Origin of the sequence: Marinimicrobium sp. LS-A18, from assembly GCF_000463525.1 — a bacterium.
GTDB lineage: Bacteria > Pseudomonadota > Gammaproteobacteria > Pseudomonadales > Cellvibrionaceae > Marinimicrobium > Marinimicrobium koreense.
Genome location: NZ_AWEP01000002.1, coordinates 277,129 through 296,082 on the forward strand (window position 1 = coordinate 277,129; position 18,954 = coordinate 296,082).

At 56.6% G+C, this 18,954-nt stretch carries 8 protein-coding genes; 6 read left to right on the plus strand and 2 right to left on the minus strand.

What is annotated here, in order from left to right; all coding sequences use genetic code 11:
• Positions 1-80: 80 nt before the first annotated feature.
• From N645_RS0101305 to N645_RS0101320, 4 genes are all read left to right on the plus strand, one after another.
• Positions 81-1,748, plus strand: coding sequence for a cytosine permease (locus N645_RS0101305; protein ID WP_024459707.1), 1,668 nt, complete (start codon positions 81-83; stop codon positions 1,746-1,748).
• A 75-nt stretch (positions 1,749-1,823) separates the two neighbouring features.
• Positions 1,824-3,233 carry an FGGY-family carbohydrate kinase gene (locus tag N645_RS0101310; RefSeq protein WP_024459708.1) on the plus strand — a complete coding sequence of 470 codons (1,410 nt, stop codon included), beginning with the start codon at positions 1,824-1,826 and terminating at the stop codon, positions 3,231-3,233.
• A 58-nt stretch (positions 3,234-3,291) separates the two neighbouring features.
• Positions 3,292-5,292 carry a rhamnogalacturonan lyase gene (locus tag N645_RS0101315; protein WP_193744937.1) on the plus strand — a complete coding sequence of 667 codons (2,001 nt, stop codon included), beginning with the start codon at positions 3,292-3,294 and terminating at the stop codon, positions 5,290-5,292.
• 38 nt (positions 5,293-5,330) lie between these two features.
• Positions 5,331-6,650 carry a BNR repeat-containing protein gene (locus N645_RS0101320; RefSeq protein WP_024459710.1) on the plus strand — a complete coding sequence of 440 codons (1,320 nt, stop codon included), beginning with the start codon at positions 5,331-5,333 and terminating at the stop codon, positions 6,648-6,650.
• Between the two features lie 416 nt (positions 6,651-7,066).
• On the opposite strand, the gene N645_RS0101325 is transcribed toward N645_RS0101320, so the two are convergent.
• The gene (locus tag N645_RS0101325; RefSeq protein WP_024459711.1) at positions 7,067-10,102 is read right to left on the minus strand and encodes a TonB-dependent receptor; all 3,036 of its coding nucleotides are present in this window, start codon (positions 10,100-10,102) and stop codon (positions 7,067-7,069) included.
• Between the two features lie 665 nt (positions 10,103-10,767).
• Here N645_RS0101325 and N645_RS17330 point away from each other — a divergent pair.
• Positions 10,768-14,661, plus strand: coding sequence for a carbohydrate-binding protein (locus N645_RS17330; RefSeq protein WP_024459712.1), 3,894 nt, complete (start codon positions 10,768-10,770; stop codon positions 14,659-14,661).
• A gap of 122 nt (positions 14,662-14,783) precedes the next feature.
• Here the strand turns inward: N645_RS17330 and N645_RS0101335 are convergent, their stop codons facing one another.
• Positions 14,784-16,037, minus strand: a complete 1,254-nt coding sequence (locus N645_RS0101335; protein WP_024459713.1) for a class II aldolase/adducin family protein — start codon at positions 16,035-16,037, stop codon at positions 14,784-14,786.
• Positions 16,038-16,257: 220 nt separating this feature from the next.
• Here N645_RS0101335 and N645_RS0101340 point away from each other — a divergent pair, with 220 nt between their 5' ends.
• Positions 16,258-18,930 carry a hypothetical protein gene (locus N645_RS0101340; protein WP_024459714.1) on the plus strand — a complete coding sequence of 891 codons (2,673 nt, stop codon included), beginning with the start codon at positions 16,258-16,260 and terminating at the stop codon, positions 18,928-18,930.
• Positions 18,931-18,954: the final 24 nt, after the last annotated feature.

Genomic DNA, 18,954 nt, shown 5'->3' on the forward strand with positions numbered 1-18,954 from the left:
TCATTAATGTTCAGTTCGAGCCTGCCTGTCGCGGCCCGAACCCTCGAATACCGTCAACAATACAAATAAGTATAGTGAACATGCCGTCCCACGATGAGTTTGAGCAGGCGCCCTTGCGGCCCGATCAGTTGAAGCCCGCCCGCCATTTTGCCGCCAGTTATGCCGGTGAGCATGTGGCGGGCACGGAATTTGTCATTGGCGCCAGCTTTGTGGCCTGGGGCGTTGGCGTTGCCGATGTGCTCTGGGGGCTGCTGTGGGGCAATCTGGCCGCGGTGCTGACCTGGGGCCTGGTGTGTGCACCCATCGCGGTGGACACGCGTCTGACGCTCTACGCCTACCTGAAGAAAATTGGCGGCAAGGGACTGATCAACCTTTATAGCGTGGTGAATGGCCTCCTTTTCTGTGTGCTGGCGGGCGCCATGATCACGGTATCCGCCTCGGCGGCCCGAATTCTGTTCGGTATCGGCCCGCAGGTTGAGTGGTACCCGACCGATCCCGCCTTCGTGGCCGTGGCCCTGCTGGTGGGTGCTGTGGTGACCATTGTCTCTACCAAGGGGTTTCGCCGTCTGGCGGTGTTTGCGCAAGTCTGCGCACCCTGGATGATCATGATGTTTGTGGTGGGCGGCTTGACCATGCTTACCGTTCTGCGTGACGCGACTCCGCTCGCGCCCGAGTCCTCTTTTCTTCAGCGGCTGCTATTGATCGCCGATTCCCATATATGGCGCGGTGACGAAGACGGGCTCGGGCTCTGGCATGTGGCGGCTTTTGCCTGGGTGGCCAACCTGGCCATGCATGGCGGCCTGTCAGATATGACCATACTGCGCTATGCCAGAAAGTCGTCCTACGGGTTTCTGTCTGTGTTGGGGATGTTTATTGGCCACTATCTGGCCTGGGTGTGCGCCGGCGTGATGGGCGCCGGTGCGGCGCTCGTTCTCAATACCTCCATTGAGAAACTGGATGCGGGCTCGGTGGCCTATCAGGCCCTTGGCGCGACCGGGATTTTGGTCGTCATCATCGCCGGTTGGACAACGTCCAATCCGACCATTTACCGGGCCGGGTTGGCGTTTCAGTCATTGCATCCCCGGTGGCGTCGCACCACGGTCACCGCCATTACCGGTGCGGTGACTACCGTCATCGCCTGTTTCCCGTTTGTGTTTACCCAGTTGATGAGTTTTGTGGGCCTGATGGGGCTGATCCTGGCGCCGATTGGCGCGGTCATTGTGACCGAACACTGGATCTTTCCCCGGATCGGCCTGACCCGATACTGGAACCATTATCGACAGGCTTATCTCAATTGGTCCGCATGCTTGGCCTGGCTTCTGTCCCTCTGTGCGGCATGGGTGTTCCACTGGCTAGGCTTACACCTGTTTTTTCTGCTCATCCCCACCTGGATGACGGCAACCGCCGTGTACACCGCTTTGGCGGCCTGGAGTGGGGCGGCGGCCTCCTACGCGCTATCCTCCGTGCACGAGGCCGACGAGGTACGGCGAAAGCGGGCGGAGCAACAGTATCTGAATGCGCCACAGGCGCGAGTTCGCGGTGAGCAAGCCCATTTCGATTCGCCCGCCATGGCCGCATCCGCGGTGGTGGCGATCGGCTCGTTGTTGGTTTGCTTGGGGCTCGGGCTGTATAGCGTAGATTCGGGTAACATTGACCCGGTCGAACACTGGGTCTTTCTTCCAACGGTGACCTATATGCTATCGGCGACCCTCTGGTCCCACCTGAAAGAGAAGCACGCCCAACGTTAACCGGAACACTTGACTTGAACCGGGGTGAATCATGCAGACATCCCGGCGACAACACGACATGGTGAATTTGTCCCAATGAGTAACATTCTGATTCTGGATATTGGTAAAACCAACATTAAAGTGCATGTTCTCGATGAGCATCTCGAGAGTCGGTTCGAGAAAACCAGGCGCAATGCCGTGGTTGAGAATCCGCTATATCCCCACTTCGATGTGGATGCCATATGGGACTGGTTCTGCGAGGCGGTTCGCGAGGTGACGGACAGATTTTCCATTACCGCGATCAGTGTCACCACCCACGGCGCTACGGCGGCCCTCGTCGATCGGCACGGCTCCGGTAATGGGCTGGTGCTTCCGGTGTTGGATTATGAATACGACGGCCCCGATGCAATAACACAAGACTACACGGGTGTTCGACCGGACTTCTCCGAAACCCGCTCGCCCGATCTGTCGGCGGGCCTGAATCTGGGGCGGCAACTGTTCTGGTTGCAGCAACGGTTTCCCCAGGCGTTCGGGCAAGCCACTGATATTCTGTTGTACCCCCAATACTGGGTGTGGCGGATGACCGGTAAGCGCTGCGCCGAAGGAACCTCGCTCGGTTGTCATACCGACCTTTGGGCTCCGGAGCGAAACGATTACTCATCGCTGGTTGACCGGATGGGGTGGCGTGCACTGTTCCCCGAGCTGAAAGCCGCCGACAGTCTGGTGGGTCCGGTCTGCTCCGATTTCATCGCCCGAACCGGTTTGCCCGCTTCCTGTCAGGTTGCGGTGGGCATCCATGACAGCAACGCCAGTTACCTGCGGTATCTGCTTCAGAATGATGGCCAGCCGTTCTCTGTGATTTCTACCGGGACCTGGGCAATCACCATGACCAACAGCGGGGGTAACGCCGAACTCGACGAATCCCGGGACATGCTGATGAATGTCGATTACCGGGGGACTCCGGTGCCCTGTGCCCGCTTTATGGGCGGGCGGGAATACGAAGCCATCTGTTACCGCTTGGGATCCTATCCGGAGGAGCGCTTCAGTGTTGAGGATATCGAAACCGTCTTCGCGGATGCCGTCTACGCGCTGCCCCAGTTCTGTGATACCTCGGGCCCGTTTTCCGGAACGCCGGGGCGAATAGAGGGAAGTACCGATCGAATAAATGGGGCCGCTCTGGCGTCGGTGTACAGTGCATTGATGCTGGACCTTGAGCTCGATCTTCTCAAGGCTCGGGGCGCGGTGTTTGTTGAAGGGGCCTTCTTGAAGAACAGCCTGCTGTGCCGAATGCTTGCAACGCTGCGCGGTGATAATCCGGTGTATCTGTCCAATGACTCGACGGGAACCGTCAAGGGCGCGGCGTCCCTGGCGCTTTCCGACCCGCAAAGTCCCGAAGGCGGAACCCTTTGTGAGCCATTGTCGATCGACGGTCTGGATCACTACAGGGCGCAATGGCGGAACTATTGTCAGGCGTTGGCAGTGGAGTCTTCGGCTGCATCGCTCTGAGAAAAGTCGCATCGTTTCTATAGCCAATCAACCTTATCGACCAAATGCAGGTTCAATCATGAAAATAACGTTGCATAACACCAAGCGTTCATTCCGTCGGGCCCCGCTGGGACTGCTGTTGCTCGCCACACTGCCCGGTTGTGGTACCGCATTGAATGACAGCGATCCATCGGTGGCGAAGGGAGCGGATCAGAAGGTAATAAAACTGGCCGACGTAAAATCCGGAAGCCAGGACGGCCGGTTCCTGGAGCACCTGAATCGCGGATTGGTGGCGATACCTTCTGATAAGGGTGTGCTTGTTTCCTGGCGACAGTTGTATCAAGACCCTGACGGTCTCTCATTTTCAGTGTATCGGAACGGTGAATTGATTTCGGAGCAGCCCATTAACGGGCGTTCCAACTTTATGGACCCGGAAGGAAAAGCCGGTGACGAGTATCAACTGAAAGCCGATGGCCAGATCGTTGATGTGGCGACCACCTGGAGCGCCCCTTATCTTGAAATTCCGTTGGATGTGCCGAAAGACGGTGTGACGCCCGACGGTGATCGCTACCACTACACCGCCAATGACGCCAGCGTTGGCGACCTGGATGGCGATGGCCAGTATGAAATCATTCTCAAGTGGGATCCCTCAAACGCAAAAGATAACTCCCAGGGCGGCTATACGGGTAACGCCCTGATCGATGCCTATACGCTGGATGGTGAACGACTCTGGCGGATCGATCTGGGCCGGAATATCCGCTCCGGTGCCCATTACACCCAGTTCATGGTGTATGACTTTGATGGCGATGGCCGCGCGGAGATCGCCATGAAAACCGCCGACGGAACCGTGGATGGAGAAGGCAATGTGATCGGGTCGGCGGACGCCGATTGGGTCTCTCACAGCGGGAATCCTGAGGTGAGAGACCGCACGGGATCTAAGGTGACTGAAGACGGGCGCTATCTGGGTGAACTCAAAGGACGAATTCTCGAAGGCCCGGAGTACTTTTCCGTGTTCGATGGCGAAACCGGTCGGGTTATGGATACCAAGCCCTATATTCCCCAGCGGGCTCCGGGCAACGATAACCCGACGATGGCTGAGATGAAGTCCCTGTGGGGGGATGGTTATGGCAATCGGTCCGAGCGCTATCTTGCCGGTGTTGCTTTTCTTGACGGCGAGATGCCCAGTATCGTCATGGCCCGTGGCTACTATGAGCGCACCGTCATTGCCGCATACGATTTCCGGGATGGCGAAATTTCTACCCGGTGGACCTTTGATACCCTGTCAGAGGAGATACCTGACGAGTACGCCGGGCAAGGTAATCATCAGCTGTCCGTAGCGGATATCGATGGCGACCGAAAAGATGAAATCATTTATGGTGCCATGGCTGTCGATCACGACGGTTCCCCGAAATGGAGCACCGGGTTTGGACATGGCGACGCCTTGCACGTATCGGATCTGGACCCGGAAAACCCCGGCCTTGAAGTGTTTGGTGTTTATGAGGACATTCGCGGAAACGGCGGTATCGGGTCGGCTCTGATCGATGCCGAGAGCGGCCGGGTTCTCTGGACGAAAAGCGCCCGGAAAGACAATGGCCGAGGGCTGGCCGCCAATATTGATCCGCGTTTCCCCGGCGCTGAGGTCTGGGCACTGAACGCACCGGAGCTGTTCGATATCAACGGGAAATCCACTGGCGCCCAGCGTCCTGGGCCGGTCAATTTTGCCCTCTGGTGGGATGGTGACCTGCAGCGTGAGCTGCTCAATCACAATACCGTTCATAAATGGAATTGGGAGACCGAGCAGGTCGACACTCTGATGGAGGCCAGTGGTATGACTTCCAATAACGGAACCAAAGCCACTCCGGCGTTATCGGGTGATATTCTTGGTGATTGGCGCGAGGAGATTGTATTGCGCTCGGAGGATAATCAGTTTCTCCGGATCTACTCCACCCCTATCCCCAGCGAGCACGGATTCACCACGCTGATGCATGACCTGCAATACCGGCTCGCCATTGCCTGGCAGAACACGTCCTATAATCAGCCTCCCCATCCCAGTTTCTATATTGGAAGCGATAAAGAGTGATGGCCGTCCAGGGGAATCACGGGATAGTCGGTACCGCAATGCTGGTCGCGATTGCACTGGGTGCCTGCAGTTTGCATTCGCCCGAGGAGTACTGGCCGGGGTCGCAGGCCGCAGGGATCGATCAGATCCCACTTGGGCCTGAGGCCTTCTCTGGAAGTTCGGTCAATGTGGTGGCCGGAACCCGCCAGATGCTCTTTACTCACGGCGGGCACCAGTACGCCGGGTACTACGACCCCGAAGGCCGGGTGATCCTGGCCAAGCGTCCCCTGGGCTCGTCGCAATGGCACAGGACGCCGACGCCGTTTTTCGCCAATACGCGGGATGCGCACAACTCCATCAGTCTGATCGTGGACGGAAAAGGTTATCTGCACCTGGCGTGGGGGCATCACGATTCGCCGTTGAGCTACAGCGTTTCTGAAGCCCCTGGCAGCCTGGAGATGATGGATCCCGTGGAGATGGTCGGCTCTGAGGAGGATAAAGTCACCTATCCGCAATTCTTTCGGCTCAGCAACGGCGATCTGTTGTTTGTTTACCGGGATGGCGCGTCGGGCAGAGGCAAGGTGGTTCTGAATCACTACGATATACAGCGCCAACGCTGGACCCGCAGACAGGATAACCTCATCGACGGAGAAGGGGAGCGAAGCGCTTACTGGGATATGGTGGTTGGCCCCGACGATACACTGCATCTGGCGTGGGTGTGGCGGGAATCGCCCGACGTCGCCACCAATCACGATCTGCTGTATGCGGAATCAGTGGATGGTGGGGAGACCTGGCAGCGTCGCGACGGTACGCTGTACAGGCTCCCGATCACCCAGCGTACCGCAGAGGTCGCCCACGCCATCAAGCAGAACAGCAACCTGATGAACCCTCCCGCCCTTGCAGTCTCGGCAAGCGGCGTTCCTTTTGTGACCTCCTACTGGTCTGAAAACCCTGGCGACAATCCGGGGTTCAACATTGTGTACCCTTCGTCAGAGGGCTGGAATTTTATTGCCGGACCCAAGGCGGCGCAGCCGTTCACTCTGGCGGGAGGCGGTACCAAGAAACCGCCGATCTCCCGGGCGGCGTTGCTGGTGGAGGAGAACGCGGCGCGAATTCACCTTGTATACCGCAGTGACCATCACGGTGGACGCGTTTTAGGCGCTTCGTTAGCGAATCTCTCCGGGGCTGAATGGCGTTACCGGTACCTGACTGAGAGTTCGGTTGGCGCTTGGGAGCCCTCCATCGATCCGGCGCAATGGTCTGGCAATCAACAAGCTCATATTTTGTTACAGCGTGTGGCGCAGGTTGACGGTGATGACGCCGTTGGGAAACAGCAGGAAGCAACCGCCATTCATGTATTGGAGTGGCGCCCCCGCTGAGAATAGACGCGCGGAAGTATTTTCCGGTGACGTGAGTACAATCCGCGATCTTAAATGATTTATAAAGATCGTTATTGATTTAAAATGATTGACGGGTTGACTAAAAAAACCTACCATAGTGTGGAAGTTGGGATTCAGGTTGCTCCGTTGATAGTACACCCGGCGTCGCACAGAGAGCATTCTCTCACCCGGCCCTTCGAGTCCGCTCAACAGCTTTGCTCAAGTCCGGTGTTCTCCTGTCTTCTGGTTTACCAGCGCCGACTACCACCGAGCAATCACGACTTCTGATCTCCTCCTCGGCTTGCTGCTGATTCTCCAATCAGCAGCTTTTTTTTGCCTGACGTTTCCCCCTCAGTCGAGCACAAAAAAAGGCACCCAAAGGGTGCCTTAAAGGGGGTGTTGCTTTAGGAGAGCACTTACATCCGGTAGGTGAAACCAGCGGAGAACATGCGGCCAGACCACTGCAGGTCGTTGGTCCGTCCGACGCCGGAGGTTTCCAGTTTCACTTCTTTACCCAGGTTCCGCGCATCGACGTAGAACTTCAGGTTTTCATCATAGGTATAGGTGATTTTACCGTCGATGTAACCGCTGGCATCCACAAATACCGGCAGGCCGTCAAACACGCGCGAATAGAATTCATCGCGGTAGTTGTAGGCCAGCTTGAGGCTCCAGGTGTCGTCCTCGTAGAAGGCTTCGAGGTTGTAGGAGTTCTCTGACTGACCACGCAACGGCATCTGCTCGCCGGTCAGCGGGTTGAAATCATCCACGTTGTCGGCGGTGATATAGGTATAGTTGGCTTTCGCACCGGTATTGTTGAAAGGCTCGGGCAGGAAGTCAAAGAAAGTCGAGGCCTGGAATTCAAAGCCTTTGGTCGTGATACCCTCTTTGTTTACTTGCTGACGAACATCCCACAGGGTGCCGTCGTTGAAGAAGTCCACGTCCTGCTGGGTTTCTGCACCGAAGATGTAGCTGGTGATGTCCTTGACGAAGTAGGCGCCGGACAGAATGGAGCTTTCATTCGGATACCAGGTCAGAGCCACCTCACCCTGAGTCGCGCGGTAGGGATCCAGGTCCGGGTTACCGGCGGTACAGGTGTTCGGGATCATCTGATCACGTGCGAGCGGATAATCGCGCAGCGTACAATCGGCGTTGATGTTCAGGTCGTTGATCTGCGGGCGAGCCATCACTTTCGCCACGCCCAGATAGGCTTCCAGCCCTTCAATCATTTCCAGGGTCAGGTTCAGGCTGGGCAGGACATCCACGAAGTCTTCCTCGACGGTCTGGCGACCTTCGAAAGCGCGCGGATCATCCGGATCTTCGACACCGGCCAGGTCTTCGCCGTTGGGGCCGTAAATCGGGTTGCCATCTTCGTCGGTCTGCTCTACGAGCACCCGGATGCGAGTGAAGCCTTCCGATTCGGTCTGAGTGCGGGCGACCCGAACACCAAAGTTACCGCGCAGTACCATACTACCCACATCGGTCTCGAAATCGGCCTGTACGTAGGCGGACTGAGTCTGGACATTGATGTCGTAGCGGCTGTCGATGGGCTGTAGGTTACCACGCGCCGCCTCGGCAGAACTGAAACCGCTGCGTTCAAGTAGGGCGGCCAGGTAAGGCTCGGTATCAACGGCCATGTAACTTTCGATGATGTCCACGCCCGGGTTGTAATCCCGGAAGAACTTATCGGTTGCAAAACGGTTTCCAAGCAGTACCGCTTCGTGATCGTCCTGGGTCCAGATGCGGGTTTCACCGTCGACGGTATAGGGGTTGCCTACCGTCTGCATCAGGTTGTAGCCCCAGGCGTTGTTGGCAAAGTCCTGGTCGGTGGCAATGAAACCGGTGCGATAGGCGGTGAAGAAGCTCTGCTCGGGACTGTAGGTTACATCAAATTTGGCAATATTCTCAGATGCCTCGCTTTGGGAAGGCGCGTATTTGAAACGGTCCAGAGAAGTGTACTGAGTGCCGTCATTGTAGTTGAAGGTATTGAAGGTATCTTCAACATCGTCCTGGTTGATGATGTAGGCGTCGGTAAAGTCGATTTCCGGAAGGTCATTGACCTGGGTAACGACAATGCCCCCCACGTTGTTCTGTGCGGTCTGGGTATCCCGGGAATCAATATCCTCAAACGTGGTTGACCGTGCGATATAACCATCGATTGCCAGGTTATCGTTGACATAGTCAAAGCCGGCCCGCATTACTTTGCGTTCCTGGTTCCAGTCAAAGTTCAGGGTCCGGTTTCTGATGGTGGCACCAATAGGTGTGCCGGCCGCGTTCATACCATTGGTTACGAATTGGGTAACGTTCTTGTTGGCATCGACCACTGCGCTGTCGATATCAAAAGCCGAACCGACTTCTACCTGGAAGTTGCGGTCGGTCGCCAGTTTTTCACGCTCACCGTCGGTATAGGATAAGTCGAAAGACAGGTTGTCGGTTACCGCGTACTGCATTTCGACGTTGGCTGACAATCGGTTTTCCTCGCGACCCCAGATACTATAACGCGGGGTGCTTGGGCTGTATTCGTGCCACTGCTCCAGGCAAGCTGTTTCGCTGGCTGAATCGAGCCCCGCATCCATACACTCCTGTTGGGTGGAGTAGTCTGCATAAAGCTGGTCGACTGAGGTTTTGCTGGCGACCCCGTCAACATCGTGGTATTTCTGCCAGTTGGTGTTACGCAGGCCGTGCAGCATGGTGTGCACATCAGAGCCAGTAATATTCACCAGGAAGCCCAGACGATCGGATGCTTTGTAGACGCCGGTCAGGTTGTACTTGGGCATAACCTCATCAATCATGGAGTTATACTGGGCTTCGCCATTGATTGATAGGAAATTTTCTTCAAATTCGTTGGGTTTGCGCGTGTTGATCTGAATGGTACCGCCCACGCCACCTTCGGTGAGTCGTGCCTCAGAGCCCTTATAGACGTCAATTGACTTGACCAGCTCTGAGGCCATGTCCCGGAAGTCTACACTGCGGCTGCCGCCCATACCCATGGCGGTCACACCGTTCAGCTCAACTCGCACCAGGCCTGACTCAACGCCACGAACACTGACGGAGGTACCTTCACCCATATCGCGGTTGAGCTGAATGCCGGAAATTCGCTGCAGTGCTTCACCGATGTTCTTGTCGGGGAATTCACTGATGTCTTCGGCGACCAGGGAGTCCATCATGGTGCCGGCTTCGCGCTTCCGATCCAGAGCACTTGTGTAGCTCTGACGGATGCCGGTGACCAATACCTCTTCAAGCACGGTATCTTCGGACGACGCGTTGTCGTTCTGAGATTGGCTTTGCTGTTCGTTGTCCTGTTGCTCTTGCGCGTAGGCGTTGGTCACCATAAAGGTGCTGTATGCGGCCCCGGCCAGAACAATGGAAGCAATACGACTGGCTAGTGAATTCTTTTTAAAGAGTGGTGTTGTTTTGGTGCAATCAAGCTTTTCAGACTGATTGTAGTTATTCATTATTAAATCCCGCCTTAAATGTTAGTAAGTGGAAATTTTATGTAATGGTTACTTTGCTAACAGTCCCCATAGTATAACCAAAAAAAATCAAATTCAACAAAATGTAACCACAATAACCCTGCGTTGCAGTCACTAGCAGTCATTTCAATCTCAAATAGATTTTAAAACTGACTTTATTATTCCGTTTAAGAATAATGTTACGGTTTTAGGTGCATATATAGAAGTGCCTGGATGGCTGTGCCTGGTGGCGCTGGAGTAATTGGCCGTCAGTGCGATATCCGGCAGTGCGCTCAGTGGTTCCCCGGGGTGCCGCCCCATAGCGTGGGCCTGCATGACACCGTTCCCGGAAGGTATATGGTCAATAGAACCTTATGTGGCGTAGGCAGGATAGCCTCGTTTTCTTTGCAACCCTGCCTTGGCGGAGAGAGGGAGGTGTGGCTTTTAGAAGTTTGAAAACTATTGGAAAACAACGACGAAAAGCACTAGAATCGTGATTGAAGCTGATGTAATATGATCATTGATGGTTTTTTGTTAGCAGTTACATAATGATAAATGACTAATTCCGTTGGTCTTTTCACCCTAAATAAGAATTCAGTTTCATCGCCATGTAGTTTTAACCGCTAATTCTACATCTCTTTCGTAAGATCACTTTCGGAGATTGCATAATGAGAAAAGACGGAAGTTACTCCAAAGGCAAAATACGGGCACTGGCGGTACCGCTGGTACCTGTGTTGTTATCCACGATGCTGGCGGCCTGTGATGACGAGTACACACCGGCAGAGCCCTTCAACGCTCCACCACTGACCGACGCTGAGCGCGACACCAGCGGCAGCTCCAATGTCGAATACCTTGATCGCGGGTTGGTAGTAATGCCTGGCGAGGAAGAAGGCAATGTCCTCAGTTGGCGCTGGTCCGGCCTGGACGAGCAGCGAATCATCTTTGCCGTCTACAAGAACGACGAGTTCTTCCGGACGGTTCGCCCCGGAGAGCCCACTTTCCTGGAAGACCCCAACGGGATGCCGGGCGATACCTATCAGATCGAAGCTCTGGTTGACGATGAGCAGAAAGATGTCTCGGCGGTCGTTGCCGCACCAGAGACGCCTTATCTGAGTATCCCCCTGAACAAACCGGCCAATGGCTTTGTCGATGGAGAAGAGTACAGCTACTCAGCCAACGATGCCTCTGCCGCTGATTTGACCGGTGACGGCCAGTATGAACTGATCGTCAAGTGGAACCCCGACAACGCCAAAGACAATGCGCAGTCCGGCAAAACCGGTGATGTGCTCATTGATGCCTATACGATGGAAGGCGATTTCCTCTGGCGCATCAACCTGGGGCCGAATATTCGTGCCGGCGCTCACTATACCCAGTTTATTGCCTACGACTTTAATCAGGACGGCCGCGCCGAAGTGGCGATGAAGACCGCCGATGGCACTGTCGACGGTCGCGGTACCGTGATTGGCGACGCCGAAGCTGTTTATCGCAACGATGGCGGTTATATTCTGGATGGTCCCGAGTACCTGACCATGTTCGATGGCATTTCCGGTGAAGCCATCAGTACCGTTGATTATATTCCACCTCGCGGTGAGGATATCAACGCAATCTGGGGTGACGACTACGGCAACCGGGTTGACCGTTTCCTGGCGGGCGTTGCGTATCTGGATGGCCAGACGCCCAGTCTGGTAATGTCCCGAGGCTACTACACCCGTGCTGTAGTGGCGACGTTCAACTTCGATGGAAGCACCCTGACTCAAAACTGGGTCTATGACTCGGCTGAGGATGAGTCTGGTCCAAGTCTGGCGGGGCAGGGCGCGCACAGTCTGAGTGTGGCCGATGTCGACAGTGACGGTAAAGATGAGATCATCTTCGGGGCGGCGACCCTGGATGACAATGGTACTCCGCTATACAGCACCGGACTCGGACATGGCGACGCTGTGCACGTCACGGACATTATTCCGGACAACCCCGGTCTGGAAATCTTCATGGTTCACGAAAGTTCCAGCGCCTACATCACCGAAGACGGCAATTTTGGTGTGGAAGTTCACGATGCCGCAACGGGCGAGATTCTGATCTCTCAGCCCAGTAATGGCGAAGGTGATGACGTGGGTCGTGGTGTGACAGGCGATATTGATCCAAACTATCCCGGAATGGAGAGTTGGGGGTCCCGCGGTGGCCTGATGGCGTCCGATGGTTCCGTCATTTCCGAGAACAAGCCGGCCATGAACTTTATGGTCTGGTGGGACGGCGACCTCAACCGCGAAATGCTGGATGGTACCGAAATCACCAAGTGGAACCCTGAATCCATGCTGGTGGAAGAGCCCTTGCTGAATGCGGGTACTTTCGCCAATGGTCTGGCGGTGTCCAACAATGGTACCAAGGCGACCCCCGCTCTGTCCGCCGACCTGTTGGGCGACTGGCGTGAAGAGGTGGTGTTGGCGAATGAGGCCAGCACCCGGTTGATGGTTTACTCCAGCAATATTCCCACCGATGTCCGCTTGCCCACCCTGATGCATGATCGTCAGTATCGTACTGCCATTGCGTGGCAGAACGTTGGTTACAATCAGCCTCCGCACCCCAGCTTCTATATGGGTTCGGATATGAAGCTGTACGATCATATCGTGAAGGAACTTCCGCAGTTCAAAACCCAGGCGGTCCCGGCCGAGCCTGTCAGTGCCGCTGTAGTCCAGGGCAATAATGACAATGTTCTGGTCAAGGTGATTCCCGGTGACGCGGAGCTCGACTCCTTTGAAGTGTTCCGGAGTGAATCCGATGCGCGCGATTCCGCGACCAGTGTGGGTGTGGCCGAAGGTGGTGAGACATCGTTCGTTGACGATTCAGCAAGCCCGGATGTGACCTACTACTACTGGGTTGAAGCCACCGATCTGGATGGCAATGCAATCGCCGGCATTGATGGCCCCTATCAGACACGACTGACATCCACGCAGATTCCCCGTGTCGAGGCGGCCAGTTCCAACAACTACGTCGACCTCACTTGGGTGACCGACCTCGAGTTGAGCGATATTTATATTTATCGCGCTCAGACCGATGATGTCGAGAATGTGCCCGAAAAACCTTCTATGGCATACGCAGAGGTTAATCCGGACGCAAAAACCTGGACCGATGGCGATACAGAAGAGGGTGGTAAGTACTACTACTGGGTCGAGCTGACCACGGTAGAGGGTAATATCATTGACGCGGCTCCAGCCTTCGGGGAAAACCTGGTGGTAGAAGCCTCCAACCTGAGCGCTACCTATGCCGATGGTGTCATGACAGTATGTTGGGACCTTGAGAACGTTGCGCCCGGTGCGACTTATAATGAGCTGTACCGCAACGATCAGAACCAGGCCAGTGGCCGCTCGCGGATCTACCCGATCAGCGATCCAGCGGTGATCTACGAGGGCTGCTTTGAAGATGCTGGGCCTGAGGGTGGCTTTATCGAAGGCCAGGGGTACTGGTATATGTTCAAGCAGGTCGCCAGTGCGGAGATCGTTGGTCCCTTCGGTTTTGGTCTGGAGAGCAATGTCACCAACCTGTCAGCCGAGCTTGACCCGGCGCTGGGTACCATCAATCTGACCTGGAAGCTGTGGAACTTTGGCCAGAATATTGTCAATGTTGACCTGTACCGCAACACCAGTGCCTCGCTGACTGGAATGACTCTGGTGCGTGAAGACGTGAGAGCGCTTGACGGTCGCCTGCGCGATACCGGCGGTGAAAATGGGTTTACCCAGAATGAAACCTACTGGTATTCCTTCGAGGTAACTCTGCAGGATGGCACCGTCATCAATACCGATCCGGAAGGTGAAGTTTTGTTCGAGCTGCCCGAGCCGGAAACCAATATCCTCACGCGTCTGGAAGATGGTGGTATTCGCATCGACTGGAACCTCGAAAACTTCCAGGGCGAAATCAGCCAGATCGAAATCCTGCGCAATACCGAAGCGTCCGCGGAAGGTGCCACCGTGGTGGTGTCCGAAGGTCTGGAGCTGCGCGGTGTGTACGCCGAGTACGAGGGTCTGGTGGAACTGCAGTCCTACTGGTACTTCATGCGGGTCACCATGGCCAATGGCGATGTCATTGTCGGCGAGCCCTCCACGGAGCTGGTCTATGAGGAAAACCCGAGTACCACCAGCCTGACCATCAATGAGAACGAAGATGGTTACTGCGAGATGTCCAATGGGTTGATCGAGAGCAACTGGGCCGGCTTTGAGGGCGATGGTTTCTCCAATACCGATAATGCCGAAGGTGAGTACATCACCTACAAGGTCAACATTCGGGATGCGGGCACCTACCGTCTGCTGGTTCGTTACGCCAACGGTGCGGGGGATAACCGCTTCGCCCGTGTGGATATCAACAGCCAGATCGGCGTGGCCCAGATCGATATGGAGTCCACCTCGGCCTGGGATACCTGGATGGAGTCCAGTGTTGATCTCGAGCTTGAGTCAGGCGAGACCGATATTACCCTGTACGCCGGCTCTGGCGGCGGTCTGGGCAATGTCGACTACCTGTACATCAATGCGCTGACCACGGAAAACGCTCCGCAAGCGATTGCTTGTACACCGTAATCGCGGAGCTCTGGGGCGTTTTCGCCTCAGTTCGTTAACACAAAAAAGGGCCAGACGTCAGTCTGGCCCTTTTTTGTGTTGCATTAGTTTCGTGCTCAAGCGGATCAATGAGCCGTGTCGCTTCAGAGGCTGTCCAGCAGTTGGGCTTCCTGCGCGGATAGGCCTACATAAGTGTCGATCGCTTCGGCACAGCGCATGACTTCAATGGCATTTTGATAGGCTTCCGCCGTCAGGCGAGAGCCCTTTTTGCTTTGACCCAAGGCAATCAATCCAACACCGGGTATCAGGCAGACCGCGGGCACTTCGCCTTGGGTGCTGGAACCGGCGCGGCCGCGACGCGTGTCCCGGTAGCGCGCAACGCCCTGTTCGAGCTTCTGCTTAAGTGTCTCCAGGGTATCGCCTTCAGGGTTCCAGGGAATGTACAGCGGTTTCAGTTTGGTGTGTCTGAGGTGATGCAGGCAGGCGACGCCTTTGGCTGCCAGACGGGGAGCATCGACCGAGTTGACGAAACGCATCACGTCAGCCCCCGACTCGACGGTCCCGACCACCGGGTTTCCATCGGATACCAGATCGGTCATAAACGGCAGAATTCGCTTCAGGACATTCTGTCGCGTTGGTGCGCTCAGGTCGCTATGGCGCGGACCGCCGAAGGTTTTATCGCCCTTGTCCCGTGCGGCGATGTAGCGGGATGCCACCTCAATGATGTCCAGCGTCTGTCGGTAGCAGAGTCTGTTGTCATCGGACCAGGTGGCGATGCCGTTACCGGCCAGTAGGGCACCTTTCGCGTCGGGGTTGCGATTCCAGGCCGCTTGCAAAGGGATGCCCTGCTCGAAGCCCGGGCGTGCCCGGGGTACCCAGAGCATCGTGTGGCCCCAGATGCGTTGCGTCAGCGCCCTGGAGTTTTTACAGGCCCCCACGGCAATCGCCGCACAGGGATGAATGTGGTTGACGTGGGCGTAGGGCATCAATGCGTGTAGCGGCGTGTCCACGGAAGGGGCTGGCGCGGCCCGGTTGAATGTGGCGGCCTTGAAGGGCTCGCTGGCCGTGGGCCGAGTGTTTGCGCGGCGTAACCGTTGATAGTGGTGCCTCAAGGCCATCAGCCTCTCTTGGTACAGAGGAGAGAACTGACTTCTGCGGGAGGTTTTCAGGTCCGTCCCGGCGCTTTTGATCCATATGACCTCCACGGGCTGACCGCTGACCGGGTCTTTTTCAATAACCTTCAGCGAGGTGCTGCCGCCGCCGGTCGGGGTGATCCGGTGATCCTCGCCAAGCCGGTTTGAGCGATACACCAGTGCCTCCAGCGGCGAGAGCCGGTTGGCAAGCGCGTCGTCCCAGGTGTCATGAATGTGGGTGTAATGATTGTTGCGGTAGGACATGGTTAAACCCTGAATCTGGCATCATCATTGGGGGCAAAAGGGTAGCCCAGGAATCACAAAAAGTCATTATAAATCAAATATTGTCAATAATCGTCGGTTGTGATAACGTTTCGTGGATGAGAGGGTGGGGCCTGTGCGGCCTGACAACGATAAGACGAACGCAGATCAACGTTAGAGTGCTCCTGCAATGAATCGACGAGAGTTTCTTAAGAGAGGTGGTGTGGCCGCCTCTCTCCCCCTGACTTTGCAAGCCCTGTCCAGCGGTTGTGCCACCTCCGGATCCTCCCTGGTGCCGACGCGCCAGGCGGGTCATTTAAGTTGGCTTGAAGGAGACGAACCGGCGGCCAAGGCCGGTACCACCTGGGGTCAGCCCTGGGCCGAGGGTGAACTCTCCGTCAACGACTCACTCTGTCTGAACACAGAAGATGGACGCCGGGTGCCCCTGCAGAGTTGGCCTACCGCTTACTGGCCGGATGGCAGTATCAAGTGGACGGCCCACGCCGTGCCGGCGGGCGTCACGCTCGGAAAGCAGTTCCAGGTCACCAAAGGTCGTAACGCCGCGCCGGAACGGCCCGTTCGCGTGACATCCGGAGCGGGCACCATTGAGATCGACACCGGTCGGGTCAAGGTATCGGTACCCACCTCGGGGGATTACCTGATTCGCTCAATGACTCGCGATGATGCGATGGTTGCCCGGAACGCTCGTCTGGTGGGCCTCGTGCAGGATCAGGTAGACCCGAGTGAGCCGGTCTCCCGGGTGGAGACCTTCCAGTCCCGAACCGATCGGGTCACGATCGAGCAGGAAGGCCCGGTGCGTGCCGTTGTCAAAATCGAGGGCAAACATAAGGCGGAGTCCGGGAAAGAGTGGTTGCCCTTCACGGTCCGACTCTACTTTTACAGCGGCGCCGAGTCCCTTCGAATCAGTCATACCTTCATCTATGACCTGGATGACCAGAAAGATTTTATCCGCGGTCTGGGTTTACGCTTTGACGTGCTCCAGCGCGACGAACTGTATGATCGCCATGTGCGCTTTGTGGGTGAGAATGACGGCCTCTGGGCCGAGTCACCCAAAGGCATTACCGGGCTTCGTCAGGACCCGGGCAAAGTCGTCCGGGAAGCACAGCTTGCCGGTCGCAAGACGCCGCCCTTGAGCGAATGGAACCCGAGGGTAACCGGCCTGCTGCACTATGTGCCGGTCTGGAATGATTTCACGCTGTCGCAACTGAATGCCAACGGCTTCACCATCAAAAAGCGCACCCAGAGTGGCCACGCCTGGATCAATGCCGATCAGGGCCGGCGCGCCAGCGGTGTGGCCTATGTGGGTGGGGCCTCCGGCGGCGTACTGTTCGGGATGCGGGACTTCTGGCAACTGCACCCGGTTCAGGTGGATGTTCGCAACGCCGGGCGCGACGTATCGGAAGCCACGCTCTGGTTCTGGTCGCCCGAGGCGCCACCGATGGACGTGCGCTTCTATCACGATGGCATGGGGCAGGAGACCTACGAGCAGCAGTTGGATGCGCTGAAAATCACTTACGAAGATTATGAACCCGGCTTTGATACCGCCTACGGCGTAGCGCGGACCACGGACTTTGTTCTGTGTGTGCTCTCCGCGACGCCCTCGCGCACGGAGACGGTGAACTGGGCAAAGGAAATCAGCAAGGCCGCGCAGGTGGTTGCCGCCCCCGAGGACTATTTGAAATCCGGTGTCTTTGGTGCTCTCTGGAGCCTGCCGGATCGTTCCTCGACCCGCAAAAAACAGATCGAAGATCGGCTGGCCTGGCAGGTCGAGCATTACTGCCGACAGGTGGATCAGCACCACTGGTACGGTTTCTGGGATTACGGCGATGTGATGCACACCTACGATGTGGACCGCCATGTCTGGCGCTACGACATTGGCGGGTACGCCTGGGACAACTCCGAGCTCTCGCCGGACCTGTGGCTCTGGTACTCCTTCCTGCGTAGCGGCGATCCCGACACCTTTCGGTTGGCCGAAGCGATGACCCGGCATACCCGGGATGTCGACATCTATCACCTCGGACGATTCCGGGGGCTGGGCACTCGACACAACGTTCAACACTGGGGCTGTAGTGCCAAGCAACTGCGGATCAGTACCGCCGCCTATCGACGGTTCCACTATTTCCTTACCGGGGATGACCGGACGGCGGATGTGCTTGATGAAGTGATTGATGCCGGTGAAGCCTTGCGCCGTGTCGATCCCACCCGAAAGCTTCCAAACCGCGAGCCGGTCCCCGGCCCGGATCGATTGCAAGTGGGCACCGACTGGGGTTCGGTCGCGGCCAACTGGCTCACCGCCTGGGAACGGACCGGGGATGACCAGTATCGGGATCGACTGGTAAGCGCCATGCGCACCATCGGTCGTCATCCCGACGGCTTCTTTGCGGGTACCTATGGCTTTGATGCCGACACCAAAAAACTCCTGGCGCCCCCAGAGGGTGACATTGAGGTTTCGCATCTGAGCTCGGTGTTCGGGCTGGTGGAAATCAACGCTGAGCTGATTCAACTGCTCGATGTGCCCGAATACAAAGCGGCGTGGTTGCGCTACTGCCGCCTGTACAATGCCAGTGATGAACAGAAAGTGGCGGCGGTAGGGCGTGCCTTTGGCACGCATCTGGAGGCACCGCATTCGCGCTTGACCGCCTACGCGGCCGCTCAGGAAGGCGACGCCACGCTGGCGAAACGCGCCTGGCAGGAGTTTCAGCTACCCCAGGAATTTGCTCGCCAGTGGACCGGTGATTTTCAGGCGATTCTGGAGGTGAAACCTCCTCAGGTGCTCAATCCGGTGGTGGAAGCGCCCTGGTTATCGACCAATGACGCGTCGCAATGGGGATTGGCGGCCATCCAGAACCTGGCGCTGATCGCTGACGAGCTATAATACCGGAAACGTTTTTTATTGATT